Genomic DNA, 16,411 nt, shown 5'->3' on the forward strand with positions numbered 1-16,411 from the left:
ATTCGTTTCAGATTGCACCAAGTGTTCTTTACGCCATACGCCAAGATACGGTTTTTATCATCGGTTCATCGCCGATCGCGACGGCGTATCGTACAGCATCTTCGGCATCAAGGGATCATCATGTTCGTCGTAAAGAACGCATGGCAAAGCGTGACCAGAAACAAAGGCCGCAACATACTGATCATTGTGATCGTAACCATCATCGCCGCCGCAGCGACCATCGGCCTGTCCATTCGGCAGGCGGCGACGACCGCCCGCAACAGCGGGTTGGAGAACACGACCATCACCGCACAGATCAGTCTTGACCGCAATAAGCTCATCAGTGAATCGAAGTCCGACTCCAGCAGTTCCGACGGCAAGCCGGACTTTGACGCGATGCGTAGCGCATTGGCCGACAAGCAACTCTCGCTCAGCGACTATCAGAAATACGCCAAGGCCTCATCTTCCGTGAAATCCACGTACTATACCGAAACCGTGGGGCTTGCCGCAACCGATGATTTCCAGCCCGTCACCGATTCGACCAGTTCATCGAATTCCTCCGATTCGAGCGATTCCAGCTCATCTTCCAGCGATAGCAGCCAACCCCAAGGCAACGGCGGCCCCGGTGGAGGTGACCAGCCGGGTGGCGGAGACAGCAACGGCACCACTGCCGTCAGCGGCGATTTCTCGCTGGTCGGCTTCTCCTCCGACGAAGCGGTCTCCAATGCGTCGAACGGTAGTTTCACCATGGTTGACGGTAAGGTCTTCGGTTACGACGAAAGCAGCGACGGGAACGTGATCATCTCCAAGTCGCTCGCGGATTTCAACAATCTTTCCGTGGGCGATACCATCAGCGTGACCAACCCCAACGATTCGAGCACCACCTACAAGCTGACCATCGTCGGCATCTACAAGAACTCCACCGATTCCAATCAGGCCATGGGCGGTCCGATGGCCTCCACCGCCTCCGATCCGGCGAACGCCATCTACACTTCGGTCTCCACGCTCAAGTCGCTCGGCCTCGATGCGGATTCCAACGCGTCGAGTGATTCCGATACGTCCACGTCCACGACCCAGCTGAACTATACCTACGTCTTCGCCAGCAAATCCGATTACGAGACCTTTGCCAAGGATGCGAAGAAGGCCGGGCTGAGCAGCGACTACACCGTATCGTCCGCCGACGTGGAGAACTATGAATCCAGCTTGGTACCTCTCGACAACCTATCGAAGTTCGCACTGACGTTGCTCATCGTGGTGCTTGCCGTCGGTGGTGTGGTACTGGTGGTCATCACCTTGCTGAACGTCCGTGAACGCAAATATGAGATCGGCGTGCTGACGGCCATCGGCGTGAACAAGGTCAAAGTGGCCGCACAGTTCACCTTGGAGCTGCTGATCGTCACGATGATCGGTCTTGCCTTGGGCGCGGGCATCGGCGCGGCAGCCTCCGTACCGGTCTCCAACCAGCTGCTGTCGAGTCAGATCGCGCAACAGCAGTCGCAGCAGGCCAGCCAACGTGAGCAGTTCGGACGCGACATGCAGGGTACGGACTCCAACGGCGCCGGATCCTCCTCGGATTCCACGGACGGGAATTCCTCCGCCTCGACCGATTCCTCCAGCAAGTCGGGCTCTGGCGACACCAGTTCCTCCGATGCCACCAATGACGCCAAACAACCGCAGGGCGGTCCGGGCGGCATGATGAACCAGGCCGCGAACTACGTCTCCTCCATCAACGCCACCGTCAATCTGGCCGTGGTCGGGCAATTGCTGTTGGTCGGCATCGGCCTGACATTGGTCGCCGCGCTCGTGGCAGTCATCTTCGTCCTGCGCTACGAACCGCTGCAGATCCTCGCCGACCGTTCCTGAAAGGACCCATCATGACTGACAATACGACGACCACGGCAATCCTCAAGCTCGATGACGTCAGCTACGCATATACCAAAGGCGGCAAAAAGGTGCTGAAGAACATCAGCCACGAGTTTCGTGCAGGTACGGTGCACGCCATCACCGGGCCATCCGGCGCCGGCAAGACCACGATGCTGTCGTTGATCTCGGGACTGACCAATCCCACGGAGGGCCAGGTCCTCTACAACGGTAACGACCTGGCGAAACAGGACCGTTACCGCTACCGCAGCCACGACATCGGCGTGATTTTCCAAAGCTTCAATCTGCTGCCGAATCTCACCGTCGCCGAGAACATCATCCTGTCATTGGACGCTTCCGGCAAAACCTTCGACAAATCAAAGAAGGAGATGGTGCTTGATTTGCTTAAGCAGGTGCATCTGCCTAAGGAGTACGCGAACGAACGGATTCTGCACCTGTCGGGTGGCGAACAACAGCGCGTCGCCATCGCTAGGGCGCTAAGCTACAATCCCTCCATCATCGTGGCGGATGAGCCGACCGGTAATCTCGACCTCGCCACGCAGGATGACATCATGGGCATCTTCCGCGCACTGGCCCATGACGATGGCCGTTGCGTGATCATCGTGACACACAGCCCTGAAGTGTCCACGGCCTCCGACGAGGTTTTCGAACTCGCCCCGATTCGTCGGAGGCCATGACCGTCGCTATCTGGAGAGTTTGTCGAGCAGCAGGGCCTCGGTGATCACGTTGTTCTTCAGACCCGGCAGGCTGATGGACTCGTTCGGGCTGTGCGCATTGGCCTTCGGATCCTCCGGTCCGGTGACGAGCACCTGGGCGTTCGGGAAGATGCGCTGCAATTCCGGAATGAACGGGATGGAACCGCCCTCGCCCTTGTTGACCGGCGCCACACCGAAGGCCTGTTCCATGGCTTCCATGGCATCCTTGGTGGCTTCGGCATCGGGGTCCATGGCCCATCCCATGCCGTTGTCAAGTCTGTCGACCCACACTTCGGCACCGAACGGGGCATGTTCGACCATGAATTCGGCAAGTGCCTCCTGGGCCTCCTGAGGACGCTGGTTCGGTGCGGTGCGCAGACTCAGACGGAACGTGGTCTCCGGGGAAATCACATTGAAGGACCCTTCGACCGGGTGAGCGTCGAAGCCAATCACGGTGACGCTCGGCTTGGTCCACAGACGTGCCGCAAGCGAACCGGTTCCGGCCAGACGGTAGGAATCGACGATACCGGCATCCGCGCGTACGGTGGTCTCGTCAAGGTCGCGCTGCAAGCCTCCGATCGGCTCTTCCGCGGCGACGCCCGGCACCGCGAGATCGCCATGTTCGTCATACATGGAGGCGATCAGCATGGCCGCAAGCGTATTCGCATCCAGAATCGGTCCACCATACTGGCCGGAGTGCACCGGATGCTCAAGGGCCTTGACGTGCACGTCGATATCGGTGTTGCCACGCAACGAGGTGGTCAGCGACGGGATTTCGGCGGACCAGTTGCCTGAATCGGCCACGATGATCACATCGGACCTGAATTCGTCACGATGCTCTTCGATGAATGGGATGAAACTCGGCGAGCCCATCTCCTCCTCGCCTTCGATGAACACCTTGACATTGACCTTCAGATCGTCGCCGAGCGCCTTGAGCGCACCGGAATGAATAGCTATGCCACCGCCATCATCGGCGGCTCCACGGCCATACAGTCGCGTACCAATCTGCGTGCCGACGAATGGATCGGTATCCCAAGCACCTTCGTCGGGCACCGGTTGTACGTCATGATGTGCATACAGCAACACGGTCGGAGCATGCTCGTCAACGATCTTCGAGCCGATGACCTCCCACGCACCTGGTGTGCCATCGGGATTATGGGACTGCACCACCTTTGCGTCAACGCCGACCTTTCTCAGCTCCTCGGCCACGAATTCGGCGGAACGCCTCATATGTTCGGCGGTGATGCCTTTCGCGGAGATCGACTGCAATGCGATCTTCCGATTGAGCACGTCGACGATGCGATCCCAATCACCCTCCACACGTGCACGGATGTCATCGGCAAGTAATGCTGCCATGATTCTCCTTAATATTGATCGAGTACGGCCAATGCAAGCCATTGTATCCACAATCCCATTCGGCGTTCCGCGGCTTCGAGGCATACCGCCGAGGCGTCGATACGTCACCCTACCCTCATAGACATGAGTTTGTTTAAGAAGGAAGACAAGGCCCAAGAGCCTGTCGAACAGAAGGCGCAGGAGCCTACCGCCGGCAAAGGCCGCCCGACTCCGAAACGCAAGGATGCCCAGGCGCAGAATCTCCGCCCGCTGGTTCCCAAGGATCGCGATGCCAGCCGCAAGGCCGCAAAGGCACGTATGCGCGAACGTGAGAACGCCGAATACGAGGCCATGCAGACCGGTGACGTGAATCACATGCCGAAGGCCGAGCGTCTGCCATGGCGTATCTACATTCGCGATTATGTCGACGCCCGATTCAACCTCGGCGAGTTCTTCATCCCGGTCGCCTTCGTTATTCTGGTCGTCTCCATCTTCGTGACCTACAAGTGGCCTACCCTAGCTTTGCCGCTGATGGTGCTGATGTACGTGTATCTGTTCGCCGTAATCATCGACATTGCGATCATGTGGCGCAAGCTCAAGAAGAAACTCATCGAAAAGTACGGTGAGAAATCCGTGGCCAGGGGCATGCGTTCCGCCTCCTATGCGTGGAGCCGTGCCATTCAGATACGTCGTTGGCGTCTGCCGAAGCCGCGTTATGCCAAGCGTGGCCATTGGCCGGAATGATGCCTCACATGCATATGTATTGCCGTCAGCTAAGCTGACGGCTTTTTATTAGCATAGGATCAGTTGTTTTTCCACGGCTTTCGAGCCATGACATCAAGGATTGATATGGCACAGGAACATTTCGATATCGCGATTATCGGCGGCGGTCCGGGCGGCTATTCCACGGCGTTACGTGCCGCGGAGCTCGGCAAATCGGTGGTGCTGATCGAACGCGACGCCACACTGGGCGGCACCTGCCTGAATCGAGGTTGCATTCCTTCGAAGACGCTACTCACCGCCACGCATGCCGTGGAGAATATGCGTCACGCCAAGGCGATGGGTATCAACGTGTCAGTGGAGAGCATTGATTTCGGCAAACTGCGCACGTTCCGCACGCAGACCGTGGACACCATGACCAAGGGATTGGCGGGATTGCTGGCGCATCGCGGCGTCACCATCGTACGCGGAGAGGCCGTAATGCAGCCTTGCGGAAGCGTACATGTCACGCCGGTCGAAGGTCTTGGCCACATATTGCGATTCGTGAAGGCAGGCGTCGGCGAACCTATCGATGGCGAACTGGAGATCGTTGCCGAAGACATCGTGATCGCCACCGGTTCACGGCCGTCGCCGCTGCCGGACAATCCATTCGCCGGCGCATTGATAGATTCCACACAGGCATTGGAACTGGATACCTTCCCTTCAAGCGCTGTGATCATCGGTGCCGGAGCCGTGGCGCTGGAATTCGCCTCCATGTGGCGTACGGCCGGCTGCGACGTGACGTTGCTGATTCGCAAAGACCGGGTGCTCTCCGCATGGGAGCGCCGCACGTCGGCGACGTTGACTCGCGAGCTGAAGCGGCGTGGCGTGAACATCATCACGCACAGCCATGTGACCCATGTGGAAACCGGTGCCAATCTGGGCGCGACCGTGCACTATACGAGGGAAGGATCCGAAGCGGACATGAGCGCCTACGGCGAGGTCGTACTCGCCGCCATTGGACGCATACCGAATACCGACGCAGACTGGTTCGAGGCCTGCAAGCTGGAACGTGACGCCCGGGGATTTATCGGCATCGATGCATTTGGCCGCACCAATCTCGACCATGTGTGGGCTTTGGGTGACATCACCTCCGGCCATTCCTTGGCGCACCGTGCCTTTGAGCAGGGCATCGTCATCGCGGAGAAGATCGCCGGGCTCGATCCGAAACCGGTTGACGACGACACGATTCCGCAAGTCGTATTCTCCTTCCCCGAAGCGGCATGCGTGGGCTTGAGCCTTGATGAGGCACGGGCACGGAAGGACGTGGTCAATGCCCAGGAAACCGTGTATCCGATGCTGTCGAATTCACGTATGCTGATGAGCGGCTCGGGCGGGTCGCTATCCATTGTCAGCGGTGCCTATGCGGACAATCCCGAGGTGCCGCTGGTGCTGGGCGCACATATCGTAAGTCCCATCGCCAGCGATCTGATCGCGGAGGCCGAGCAGTTGGTGGGCAATCATGTGCCATTGCATGATGCGGCCCGCCTGATTCACCCTCATCCGACATTCAGCGAAACGTTCGGCGAAGCGTTGCTCAAGGCGGATGGCAGGCCTCTTCATACCCGCTGACCGGCGTGGGAGGGCCGGCGGCCCCGCAACCGGTGCTTACACTACGGCATAGCACCTGATAGACTACTGTTCCAGTGTGTTCAACCACGTAACCAAGTGAGGAAATTGATGGCAGACAAAGAAGAGCCAAAGAAGAAGCAGAACACAATCAAACAGATCATTCAGATCTTCAAATACACCTACTCGGAAGACAAGACACTCCCCTGGCTGTGCGGAAGCGTGTTCGTGGCACCGGTCATCGTGTTCATCGTGCTTGGCATCGTGTTCAAATGGTCGGTTATCGGCTGGATCACCTCAATGATCCTTGCCATCATGATCGGCCTGCTGTTCGCCACCATGATGCTCACCAATCGTGCCGACAAGGTCGGCTATGCCAAGCTCGAAGGGCGTCCCGGCGCCGCCATCAGCGTTCTCGGCAACGTCAGCAAGGCGGGTTTCAACTTCCCGCAGGAGCCGGTGTGGGTCGATCCGAAGACCAAGGATGCCATTTGGCGTGGCACCGGCTATAACGGCATCTACCTGCTTGGCGAAGGCGATTACGGCCGTGTGACGCGCGCCATGGATCGCCAGGAGCACAACATCAAGGGCGTGACCGCCGGTTCCGAAATCCCGGTCTATCGAATCTGCGTAGGCAAGGGGCCGAAGCAGGTCAGCCTGAAGAATCTGCGCAAGACCGTGCTCAAGTGCAAGTCCTATGAGCCGACGCATCACAAGAACAAGCTGATTGCGGCCATCCATCCGAAGCGTCGCTTCATGCTCACCAGGACCGAATTGAATGTTCTGAACGAACGTCTGCGTACTTTGCAGATGAAGAACGGCATGAACATCCCGAAGGGCATCGATCCGACGCGCCCACAGAGGATCAGCCGTCGCGCCATGCGTGGCCGCTGACGGTACATGCATGCGAACGCACTAGGAATCCCCGATCTGATTCGTCAGATCGGGGATTTTCAATTGTTGCGTCGCTTCATCGTCCCAGCCGTTCGATCCGTCCATAACATGAACGGATCCCCACCGTTGCATTTCGTCCCGCGAAACGTCGCAACCCCTATTTTTCGCGCAATCATGGAGGGAATACGTCATCTCGAAACATTCTCGTAACCCAAGTGGCGAGTGTGTGAAACGCGTTTTTCTAGACTAATAGCCTGTAAGTTACTTATTCGAAAGGAGCGGTCCCGTGACTGCACTCGAAACCAAGGCTGATGCTGAGGCCCTTATCAATAAGGAAGGCGTTGAATACGTCTCCGTTCGCTTCACCGATCTGATCGGCGTTCAGCAGCACTTCACTGTGCCGGCAAGCGAGTTCCTGAAGGATGCCTTCACCGACGGCATGCCGTTCGATGGTTCCTCCGTGGAAGGCTTCCAGGCCATCAACGAGTCCGACATGAAGCTGGTGCCGGATGTTTCCACCGCATTCATCGACCCGTTCCGCAAGCACAAGACCCTCGACGTGGCCTTCTCCATCGTCGACCCGCTGACCGATGAGCCGTACTCCCGCGACCCGCGTCAGGTCGCCGGCAAGGCCGAGGCTTACCTGAAGTCCACCGGCATCGCCGATACCGCCTCCTTCGCTCCGGAAGCCGAGTTCTTCATCTTCGACAAGGTGCGCTTCGAGAACAGCATGCAGCGCTCCTTCTACGAGGTGGACTCCGTTGAGGCTCCGTGGAACACCGGTGTTGACACCGAAGACGACGGCACCCCGAACATTGCGTTCAAGAACCGCGTCAAGCGCGGCTACTTCCCGGTTCCGCCGATTGACCACACCCAGGATCTGCGCGACGACATGGTCGCCAACCTGCAGAAGGTCGGTCTGATCCTCGAGCGTTCCCATCACGAGGTCGCCGGCGCAGGCCAGCAGGAGATCAACTACCGCTTCAACTCCCTGCAGCACGCAGGCGATGACCTGATGAAGTACAAGTACGTCGTTCACGAGACCGCCGCTCTGGCAGGCAAGGCCGCAACCTTCATGCCGAAGCCGATCGCAGGCGACAACGGTACCGGCATGCACTGCCACCAGTCCCTGTGGAAGGACGGCAAGCCGCTGTTCTACGATGAGAAGAACTATGGTGGCCTGTCTGACATCGCCCGCTGGTACATCGGCGGCCTGATCAAGCACTCCTCCTCCGTGCTGGCCTTCACCAACCCGTCCCTGAACTCCTACCACCGTCTGGTGCCGGGCTTCGAGGCGCCGGTCAACCTGGTGTACTCCGCTCGTAACCGTTCCGCCGCCATCCGTATCCCGCTGGCCGGCACCTCCCCGGCTGCGAAGCGTATCGAGTTCCGCGCTCCGGATCCGTCCTGCAACCCGTTCCTCGCCTTCTCCGCCCAGCTGATGGCAGGCCTGGACGGCATCCTGAACCACATCGAGCCGCCGGAGCCGGTCGACAAGGATCTGTACGAGCTGCCGCCGGAAGAGCACGCTGGCATCAAGCAGGTGCCGAGCTCCTTGGCCGAGGCCATGGACGCTCTGGAAGAGGATCACGACTTCCTCACCGCCGGCGACGTCTTCACCGATGATCTGATCGAGACCTGGCTGGGCATCAAGCGTGGCGAGATCGATCAGGCTCGTCTGGCCCCGACTCCGCTGGAGTACGAGCTGTATTTCCACATCTGATAGTCATTAGGGCAAAACGTAGTCGTCAGTAGGCTTTTCGCACTGTTCAGAGTGACCTACTGCACCTATACTGCACCTATCGGAACACGAGAAACCCCACTTCGTTCACAATCGGACGCGAGTGGGGTTTTCTCATGCCCGCCATGCAGGCAGCGAGATGAGCCATTCATCCAAATCCGCGCCGTCGGATGCGCACGGTCGGCGTGTAGGCGTAGCAGGCGATGAGGTCGCCGCGGCGCACGGCCTGACGGATGGTCTCTCCGTCAAACCGCACAAGGCGGCCGCCTCCGGCATCCCCAACGATACCAGTGTCACTATTGTATGGAAGAATTTAGATTCAACAGAATCATCAATTCTGAATAACAGTTCATCACCTCGAGAAGCTGTCACAAAATTAGTCACAATCGTTCCCTCGCAAAAAGCAAATTCTCAATCGTCGTATCAGCCGTTTATAAGATGATTGGAACGTTGAATGATTTCGGCTTCATTATTACCAGAAATGAGGAATTTTCTGTCAGAATCAACAGAATTATGGGCGATACCTTTTTTCCTCCCCACAGATTCTAAAACTGCCCAATCCGGAATTTCTTTTTCCTTTGGCCAGTTCAATCCAGCAGTTTCTAGTAGCATGCCATATTGGGATGATCGTGTGATATTTGTATTCGCATCGACAAGGCCAAGTTCCAATAAAAAGTTAGCTTTACTCTGATCTATGCCATAGGCGGCTATCAGCTCTTGCTTAATTAGCCCTCCTCCCCTACGTGCCGCCATTTCCCCAAATATGAAATCACCAGTTTCATTCTTATAGAATTCAATATGCATCACATTTGGGACCGTCTGATCTTTGAAAGATTTAATTAATTGCTTTGTCAGTCGGAGCAGTTCAGAGTAGTCGGCGCTGTTCTCGTCTAACATTACGGAACCAGTATTTTGTTTCTCGAAATCTAGCGGTGGGACAAAATATCGTGATGGCGAAATCAGGATCAAACCAGAATTGATATAGACCACATCCACATGGTAGACAGAACCAGAGCAGTATTCTTCTAGATAATACTGGTTTGAATGTACGCTTCTGACAATTTCCGGCTTAGCGGCTAACGCAGATAAGTCGTCTTTCGAATGCAGTATCGTAATGCCTGCAGACCCTGCACCCCATCGAGGCTTGAGAACAACCGTCTCCCAACGATCGAACGCCGCAATAATATCTCCAAAGCATTTGCAAGAGGTATAGGGAATAATCTTTAACCCAGCATTAAGGGCTGACTGCTTCATCGTAACTTTATCTCGACAGCTCAACGCTAATTCATACTTTAAACCGGGAATTTCAAATAAACTTCTCGCCTCCGCAACCCTCAGCACATCTTCTTCCGAGCCAGAAATTATCCTATCTGGTCTAAATTTCTTAACAACATCAAAGAATTCTGCAGTAGCGCTATCAGAGGAATAATTAGAAACTTCAATTTCTTTGATGACGGAATTCGGCCAACTATGGCGTATGGCTCGATCGTTCGATGTTAAGACTATAACTTCTAAACAATCAAAGCATTCTTGGACTTCTTCAATCCATTTTGGATAATTCGAGAAAGATTTGGGTTGTTGTAACAATAGTACTTTCATATCATTTCCCCCTGTTGTATTCGCCAAAGCATGAGACATTAACTTTGACCTCATCATTAAAATATTGCGTCTTCACTTCAATTGGACAACCATATGAATACGGATACGTGCTTCCCTCGGGTTAAATCCGCTAAAAGTGAAGACACTTCGTTCCTATGGGAAGAACGAGTTGCATTCAGAAAGTATGTGGGACAAGCTTCTGGACATGCATGCGGAGAGTTTGCTCGAAATGAGTTCCAAACGGTCTCTTGCCGTAACATTTTTTCATATTCCGCACTAATAGCAAGTAATTCTTCATCAACTGCATTAAATCTGCCGTGATAGTGGAAAACAGAATCGAACTGCTAATCCAACCCGTCATTAAAGAGAAGAACAGGGCAGCCAACTTGTTCGCGTCCATTTCGAGTTACATCGATAACAATGTTGTCAAGGTTGAGGCATTTCGAAGCTGCTTTAGTCAACGCTGCTAAGGAAAGTTTATCCAATAGGCCATATTGTCCTCCATCCCTTTCTTGCAGCGAACAGATGGAGTTATCGCTGATACCACATAGCGGTGATGAAACTGCGGAGTTACTTCCACCGCTTTCAGAACACCAGGAAGCAGAGAGACTGTCATTTCTCTTGATATCGGGAAGCCGCTCTACCGCTTTTCTTCCTTTTTTATCCTTAGCAGCCTCGCTATTGGGATGTTCGAGGGCATTTGTCAATATCTTCTCAAGTATGAATATTTTTTGTGGGTGCATGTGACTCCTCTTTTAGTGGCAGATAGCCTTTTTTCCATGTTTGTCAATTTGGTTAGCAGCGATTGCCGGCATTATTCCTACCAACGCTAATGTGCACCAGTACCAAGGTGTCATTCCTGCAGGGCGTAGTGCCGGAACAATCCAACCGCCAAGGAATGAACCTACTGATTCACCAATAGCTGCAATTATCAGCCGATAATTCAGAATGTCCACCAAAGGTTTATCTGGCTGTACTTCTACTAGAGCAATATTGATTAATGGTGCGTAGATACATTCTGCAATGGAAATAACAATCAATGATACAATGCATATCCACCAGTAGGACGAAACTCCACAGGCAAATATTGCAAAGGAAATGCCATAGACTCCCAAGCTTTTGATTATGAATGAGGTAGCATTATGCCCATTAGTCATACCTCGTGAAATAAATTTACTCACTGGCATTTGCAGTGCTATGACTGACAAGGCATCAATAGAATAGAACAATCCTCTTATGACTGGGCTATCGGATAACGAATAGAATTCCAATGCCATTCCTGCAAAAAGCTGACCGTTCATTATACTGCCCACAAACACCGCCAGGATAGCAAGAATAGTGCCAGAACTTTTCACTGAGTCTTTAATGGTCTTCACGATAGAAGAGGTATTTTGCTTACTACTTTCTTCACTGCGTATAAAGACATGATGAGCTAGCACAATCGGAGCTAGTAAAGCAGAAAAAACATAGAGTCCAATAATGACTATAAAAAAGAGTGTCTGCCCGAAAGATTTATATATATAATTCGAGGCCAGAGGACCAATTGCGGATCCAAGATTGGCAGTCATTGTCACTAAAGAAAATAAAGTAGCCTGAGATTTTTTATCCTTTACCATAGCAAGTATATGCCATCTTAGGGCAAAATTAACCAGTGAGAGTCCAAGTCCCAGCAAAGCTAAATCCAGAAAAAGGAAGCCGACAAAACTCTTCATTGCCGACTGTAGTAGCAAAAGCGAAAAAACTATGAATCCGAAACCAGTCTCAGTGAGAGATAAGGTTGATGAGCGTTCAATCAAATTGCCTATAAAAATAGTACTACCCCTAGAAAAAAGAGATAAAATTCCAAGTGCTAATCCAACATATAGTGATGACGTTGCAGAAACCTGACCAGTAAGGATAACCGAAAAAAGGGAAAAAAGCCCGCTATATGCAGCACTATTTAAAAAATAATTAACTGATATGGAGTCATTCTTGATATTGCTCAGCTTTTCCACATGAACAGACTTTCTTTTATGCTTTACAAATAATGTTCTTTCATGCTAGTCGTTATATGGAAATCGTTCGTTATTGCGTCCAGATATGGTAGTGAGTGCCCGGTTTCTTGCACACTTGGGGTTTTGCCTGTTTGCGACACGGTTGTCAGTTCACTGTGTCCCATGATGGCTGTGCTGGTCACGTCGTCCAGTCGGCCACAGTCCATGCGTAGTTCGTCCCAGATGCGGGACTTGAGCCTCGACTTGCAGATGTCATCCAGCCAATGATCGAGCCATTCGGCCACGGTGGGCGGCTTCACGTAGCCGACGCGGTGGGTGCAGTCGAACTCGGCGAGCTTGTCCTTCAACCGGTTTTCGGCCAATGTGCATGTGCGTCCGAAACCGGATACGCGGTGGTCCCCGCCGGTCAGCGGGTCGGTTACCGTCGCATATGCCCGGAATCCCTTTGGCGTGGCCGATATGCTATCCGTGCCGCGCGGTCGGCGTCCATGAGTATCGATAGTTTCATGTCGCCGGCCGAGTCGACCAGTGTGAGTGTGCATCTGGGCATGCGTTCCGTTTCGTTCATGCCCATGGGACTATGCCAGCCGAACGTAGGTGTACTTATCTCTGCCTTTCATAGCCGAAAATAGTCAAAAATGGCAATCTATCCAACAACATGAAACGGAATCTAAAACGTTGAAATGCAGCCATCTTCGGCATTTCCCCAACGTTTTTCTGCGGTACCTAGGAGGTATTTCGACTTCGTTTCTGGATTATGGCAGATCCATCCGTTCCGCGAGGGGAACACCAGAACGACCGCGGTGTTCACAATCATATATCTCAGACGTCTCGGATTCACGGTCGTCAACAAGCCGTTCGCCTCGAACGCCCGGCTTTTCCGCGACGCCCTCGCGTTGGACAACACCTCCGACCCCGATTTCAAGGATCCGGCACCTTTGAACCGGTTCATAGAGAAGACGCTTTTCGACTCGTCCATTACGTTGGAAAGACTGAGGGACTCCGCCCCACCCAATCAGACACGGACGGCTCTCCCCTGTTTTGATCCGAACCAGTCGGAGGACAACGGCCGGTGTCAGATATGAACAGGTAGTCGATAACGCCCTGAACCTCTCATTCAGTCCGTCGATGATTTCGTCTACCCAAAGCAGCCGCCAATCGTTGTTGTGCGTGTTGATGCCCTGCTCGATTTCAGCCAGATCGGACACGAAATAGATACCCTGCCGACGTTCGGCCATGGAAAAGCCGACTCGACCATGCGTTGCAGGAACATTTTCATATCGTCGTAGAAACCGTTGAGACTATAGAAAACGCATGGCCCTTTCAACTGATTAAGACAGATTTTCGACACCACCTCGCTGATTTCCTACAGCGTGCCTGTGCCACCTGTTGGCATGAAATAAATGCGCTAAAGTCTTATATTCCATACCTATGAGGACTTTAAACTATCTGTTGACTGCATCTGTGTTAGAGATAGTATCAAAATATGAAAGCAATCAAAGACTAACTCTAAGTACCATTGAAGATGCACTTACCTTCTGCGGAGACGGGCTCAGCCCCAGAATAGCGAAACCCATATAAAGTCAAGACGACCTCATCAAAAGGAACACCAAATGAAGCTTACGTATCCGATAGTTCTCATCCCATTCAGAGACGGCAGTGGCGGCTATACTGTCGAGATTCCGGATCTTCCCGGGTGCGTCACCGAAGGACGCGACCTGGCCGAAGCGTTGTTCATGGCCCAGGACGCAGCCAGCGGATGGGTACTCACGGAACTCAAAGACGGCAAACCAATCCCGACAACCAGCAACCTGACCGAGATCAAACCCGATAATCCGGACGCGATGGTGCGCATCGTCACGCTCGACATGGACGCATACGCAACCAAATACGGCAGGGAATAATCCACTTGATAGTGGATCCACAAAGACATCGCCGAAACTCGCCATCATAGTGTTTCCTCAAGTTTCCTTACATGCGAAAGGCCTATACTGTCCGTCAAGCGCAACGCGATGAACGATTCGGTAACTACGGAACAGCGATTCCCGTAGCGCGAGTAATCAAGCCGACCACATGCGGCATAAGTCCACGAAAGCAGACAGTCGCTCCCGTCCAGCCATGGAAGTAATCGAACTGGGAGCACTGCGAGACGACCGAGACTCAGCCCCGGCACACTCGCATGCAAGTCCCACCGGCAAGGATGGGAGCGTGATTTCATCTCCAACCGCAACAGATGACGCCACGGACGAAGCCCAGTCGAATAACGCGCATGATGGCGAGACACACGCTGCATAAAGAAGCGTTCCGATAATGCGTGCCATAGCGATGAAGTCGAGTCGCTCCGCAGCATATGCGTATTCATAACTAGCATAGAGATATGTGACGCATTCCGAGGAATCCCAGTCGGGCTCGTAGGCATCGAACAGCCTTTGCATGGAATCATCGTCAGCCGACTGCGCGATGAACAGACGTGGACACGAGGAATCTGGGTCAGAGGTGATGAGTCAAGAAGAAACTCACCGGTACACGGTGTGCACTTTGTCCGATGGAAGGTTCTTGTGCAACATGGTTTTGCTACCGGCCATGGTTTCAACGTCATGCGAAACCGCATTGCCATGAAAGTCGCTGTGATTCACCCTTGTGATGAAACCCGCACCATCGCATTCGACTACCACACGCGCAAACCTGCGAAATTCCGGATTGTCAACATCTTCAATATCGATCTCGCTCACACCACCATGATTGCATCCCCATCACAAATCTTCCCAATAAACAGCTCAATGAGTAGAAACTCTTGCGATACGAAAAGTGGCGTGGGATTCCATTCGTCAGAATCTCACGCCACATTATTCGAGCCGTCAATCCAGCCGTTGCAAAGCGGTCATGAATCAACGGATCACAGGAAGCCATTGCTCTCCGTCCGCTTGATTCAGATCCGCGCGTATGCGAAGTCGTGGATCATGCGGAGCGTTTCGCGGCTTTCGTCGAGCCAGGACATGCACACCGGGAATACGTGTCCGAGTGATTGGCCTTTGTGGGTATACCAGTCATGCAGTTCCACATCGTGCCCTGCGGCAACGAGCGCGGTAGCCAGTTTCAATGATTCGACGTGGATGAAGTCGTCACTGCTGGTGTTGATGAGGATCGGCGGGAATTCCACTTCCTCAGCCATGGTCGCAAGATTCGTCAGCTCTGTTTTTTTGGCGTGTAACTTCGCGAAGAACGTTGGCGCGATATGTTCGACGATTGAAGTTTCCTTGGATTCTTCAATAGTCTTTCGCGTCCCCGGCTCGCACAGCGCCAGATAGGGCGTCAGATCAGCCAATGGCGAAACGAACGCGCTACCAGCAACGGTAAGCCCCGACTGGCCGACACCCATTGCTTTGGCAAATTTGCCGGATCGTTCGATTGCCGTCATATAGAGCGCGAGCGTGCCGCCCGCCGAATCTCCCGTCAGGAACACGTTGTTCTGGTCGATGGGATATTCGTGTCGATGTATCCGGATCCAACGAAATGCCGCCGCGACGTCCTCCAATTGTCCGAGAAAATCGGTTTCCGGTGCGGGCCGGTAGTTCACGGAGAACACTGCGAATCCCAGTTTGGCGAGGTTTGTGCAGAAATTGCGGTTGAGCTCCTTGTATGCGTAGACGAATCCGCCTCCGTGGATGTCGATGTACACAGGAGTGGTCTTGCCTCCCCTGACTACACTGTCGTGGGGCAGGTACAGGTCAAGTCTGTGTGCACGGGTTCCGTCATCAACGTATGGCACGTCTTCGAAGACGTCGATTCCTTCGGGATCATGCCAGTAGTCGGTTCGCGATAGGTCCCCCCTGGCAAAGTCGAGACGTGAACGCAATACCGCTTCGGCAAGGTCGGGCTCGACTTCGGCAAGGTCCTCGTCGAGCGCGGTCCAGCTGAGGAACAGCTTACGCTCCTCGTCGGTGATCACAATGTTGTTGAGCACG

Annotated in this window: 14 protein-coding genes; 8 read left to right on the forward strand and 6 right to left on the reverse strand. The window is 53.9% G+C overall.

All coding sequences use genetic code 11. From position 1 onward, the window contains the following. Nucleotides 1-120: 120 nt before the first annotated feature. Both BBDE_RS06330 and BBDE_RS06335 read left to right on the forward strand, forming a co-directional pair. The gene (locus BBDE_RS06330; RefSeq protein WP_003839870.1) at nt 121-1,842 is read left to right on the forward strand and encodes an FtsX-like permease family protein; all 1,722 of its coding nucleotides are present in this window, start codon (nt 121-123) and stop codon (nt 1,840-1,842) included. Between the two features lie 11 nt (nt 1,843-1,853). Next, entirely contained in the window at nt 1,854-2,537 is a 684-nt protein-coding gene (locus BBDE_RS06335; RefSeq protein ID WP_003839868.1) for an ABC transporter ATP-binding protein, read from the forward strand. Between the two features lie 6 nt (nt 2,538-2,543). Here the strand turns inward: BBDE_RS06335 and BBDE_RS06340 are convergent, their stop codons facing one another. Then, the gene (locus tag BBDE_RS06340) at nt 2,544-3,911 is read right to left on the reverse strand and encodes a dipeptidase (protein WP_003839867.1); all 1,368 of its coding nucleotides are present in this window, start codon (nt 3,909-3,911) and stop codon (nt 2,544-2,546) included. A gap of 123 nt (nt 3,912-4,034) precedes the next feature. Between BBDE_RS06340 and BBDE_RS06345 the strand changes: the two genes are divergently transcribed. The 4 genes from BBDE_RS06345 to glnA all read left to right on the forward strand — a co-directional run bounded on the left by BBDE_RS06345 (nt 4,035) and on the right by glnA (nt 8,835). Continuing rightward, nucleotides 4,035-4,634 (forward strand): DUF3043 domain-containing protein, encoded by a 600-nt coding sequence (locus BBDE_RS06345; protein WP_003839865.1) that lies wholly within the window; start codon nt 4,035-4,037, stop codon nt 4,632-4,634. 105 nt (nt 4,635-4,739) lie between these two features. Continuing rightward, a complete protein-coding gene (locus BBDE_RS06350; RefSeq protein ID WP_003839863.1) occupies nt 4,740-6,221 on the forward strand; it encodes a dihydrolipoyl dehydrogenase family protein in 1,482 nt (493 codons plus the stop codon). 108 nt (nt 6,222-6,329) lie between these two features. After that, nucleotides 6,330-7,112, forward strand: coding sequence for a DUF4191 domain-containing protein (locus tag BBDE_RS06355; RefSeq protein ID WP_003839861.1), 783 nt, complete (start codon nt 6,330-6,332; stop codon nt 7,110-7,112). Nucleotides 7,113-7,398: 286 nt separating this feature from the next. Continuing rightward, nucleotides 7,399-8,835, forward strand: coding sequence for a type I glutamate--ammonia ligase (gene glnA / locus BBDE_RS06360; protein ID WP_003839859.1), 1,437 nt, complete (start codon nt 7,399-7,401; stop codon nt 8,833-8,835). A gap of 441 nt (nt 8,836-9,276) precedes the next feature. Here glnA and BBDE_RS06365 read toward each other — a convergent pair whose 3' ends face one another. The 3 genes from BBDE_RS06365 to BBDE_RS11115 all read right to left on the reverse strand — a co-directional run bounded on the left by BBDE_RS06365 (nt 9,277) and on the right by BBDE_RS11115 (nt 12,446). Continuing rightward, nucleotides 9,277-10,491 (reverse strand): ATP-grasp domain-containing protein, encoded by a 1,215-nt coding sequence (locus BBDE_RS06365; RefSeq protein ID WP_228369677.1) that lies wholly within the window; start codon nt 10,489-10,491, stop codon nt 9,277-9,279. 305 nt (nt 10,492-10,796) lie between these two features. After that, nucleotides 10,797-11,195, reverse strand: a complete 399-nt coding sequence (locus BBDE_RS11340; RefSeq protein WP_126622068.1) for a hypothetical protein — start codon at nt 11,193-11,195, stop codon at nt 10,797-10,799. Nucleotides 11,196-11,207: 12 nt separating this feature from the next. Next, nucleotides 11,208-12,446 (reverse strand): MFS transporter, encoded by a 1,239-nt coding sequence (locus tag BBDE_RS11115; RefSeq protein WP_012902222.1) that lies wholly within the window; start codon nt 12,444-12,446, stop codon nt 11,208-11,210. A gap of 683 nt (nt 12,447-13,129) precedes the next feature. Here BBDE_RS11115 and BBDE_RS11345 point away from each other — a divergent pair. After that, on the forward strand, nt 13,130-13,531 hold the full coding sequence (locus BBDE_RS11345; protein ID WP_003839853.1) for a Fic family protein: 402 nt from the start codon (nt 13,130-13,132) through the stop codon (nt 13,529-13,531). Between the two features lie 528 nt (nt 13,532-14,059). Continuing rightward, nucleotides 14,060-14,350, forward strand: coding sequence for a type II toxin-antitoxin system HicB family antitoxin (locus BBDE_RS06385; protein WP_003839849.1), 291 nt, complete (start codon nt 14,060-14,062; stop codon nt 14,348-14,350). A 612-nt stretch (nt 14,351-14,962) separates the two neighbouring features. Here BBDE_RS06385 and BBDE_RS06390 read toward each other — a convergent pair. After that, complete coding sequence (locus BBDE_RS06390; RefSeq protein ID WP_003839844.1) at nt 14,963-15,178, reverse strand: hypothetical protein; 216 nt, start codon at nt 15,176-15,178, stop codon at nt 14,963-14,965. A gap of 197 nt (nt 15,179-15,375) precedes the next feature. Continuing rightward, a complete protein-coding gene (locus BBDE_RS06395) occupies nt 15,376-16,410 on the reverse strand; it encodes an alpha/beta hydrolase (RefSeq protein ID WP_003839841.1) in 1,035 nt (344 codons plus the stop codon). Nucleotide 16,411: the final 1 nt, after the last annotated feature.

Origin of the sequence: Bifidobacterium dentium JCM 1195 = DSM 20436, assembly GCF_001042595.1 — a bacterium.
Lineage (GTDB): Bacteria > Actinomycetota > Actinomycetes > Actinomycetales > Bifidobacteriaceae > Bifidobacterium > Bifidobacterium dentium.

Excerpts from the sequence above, each read along its gene's own strand:
- BBDE_RS06330 (WP_003839870.1), top strand. The coding sequence starts at position 121 with ATGTTCGTCGTAAAGAACGCATGGCAAAGCGTGACCAGAAACAAAGGC.
- BBDE_RS06335 (WP_003839868.1), top strand. The coding sequence starts at position 1,854 with ATGACTGACAATACGACGACCACGGCAATCCTCAAGCTCGATGACGTC.
- BBDE_RS06340 (WP_003839867.1), bottom strand. The coding sequence starts at position 3,911 with ATGGCAGCATTACTTGCCGATGACATCCGTGCACGTGTGGAGGGTGAT.
- BBDE_RS06345 (WP_003839865.1), top strand. The coding sequence starts at position 4,035 with ATGAGTTTGTTTAAGAAGGAAGACAAGGCCCAAGAGCCTGTCGAACAG.
- BBDE_RS06350 (WP_003839863.1), top strand. The coding sequence starts at position 4,740 with ATGGCACAGGAACATTTCGATATCGCGATTATCGGCGGCGGTCCGGGC.
- BBDE_RS06355 (WP_003839861.1), top strand. The coding sequence starts at position 6,330 with ATGGCAGACAAAGAAGAGCCAAAGAAGAAGCAGAACACAATCAAACAG.
- BBDE_RS06365 (WP_228369677.1), bottom strand. The coding sequence starts at position 10,491 with ATGTCTCATGCTTTGGCGAATACAACAGGGGGAAATGATATGAAAGTA.
- BBDE_RS11340 (WP_126622068.1), bottom strand. The coding sequence starts at position 11,195 with ATGCACCCACAAAAAATATTCATACTTGAGAAGATATTGACAAATGCC.
- BBDE_RS11345 (WP_003839853.1), top strand. The coding sequence starts at position 13,130 with ATGCAGCCATCTTCGGCATTTCCCCAACGTTTTTCTGCGGTACCTAGG.
- BBDE_RS06385 (WP_003839849.1), top strand. The coding sequence starts at position 14,060 with ATGAAGCTTACGTATCCGATAGTTCTCATCCCATTCAGAGACGGCAGT.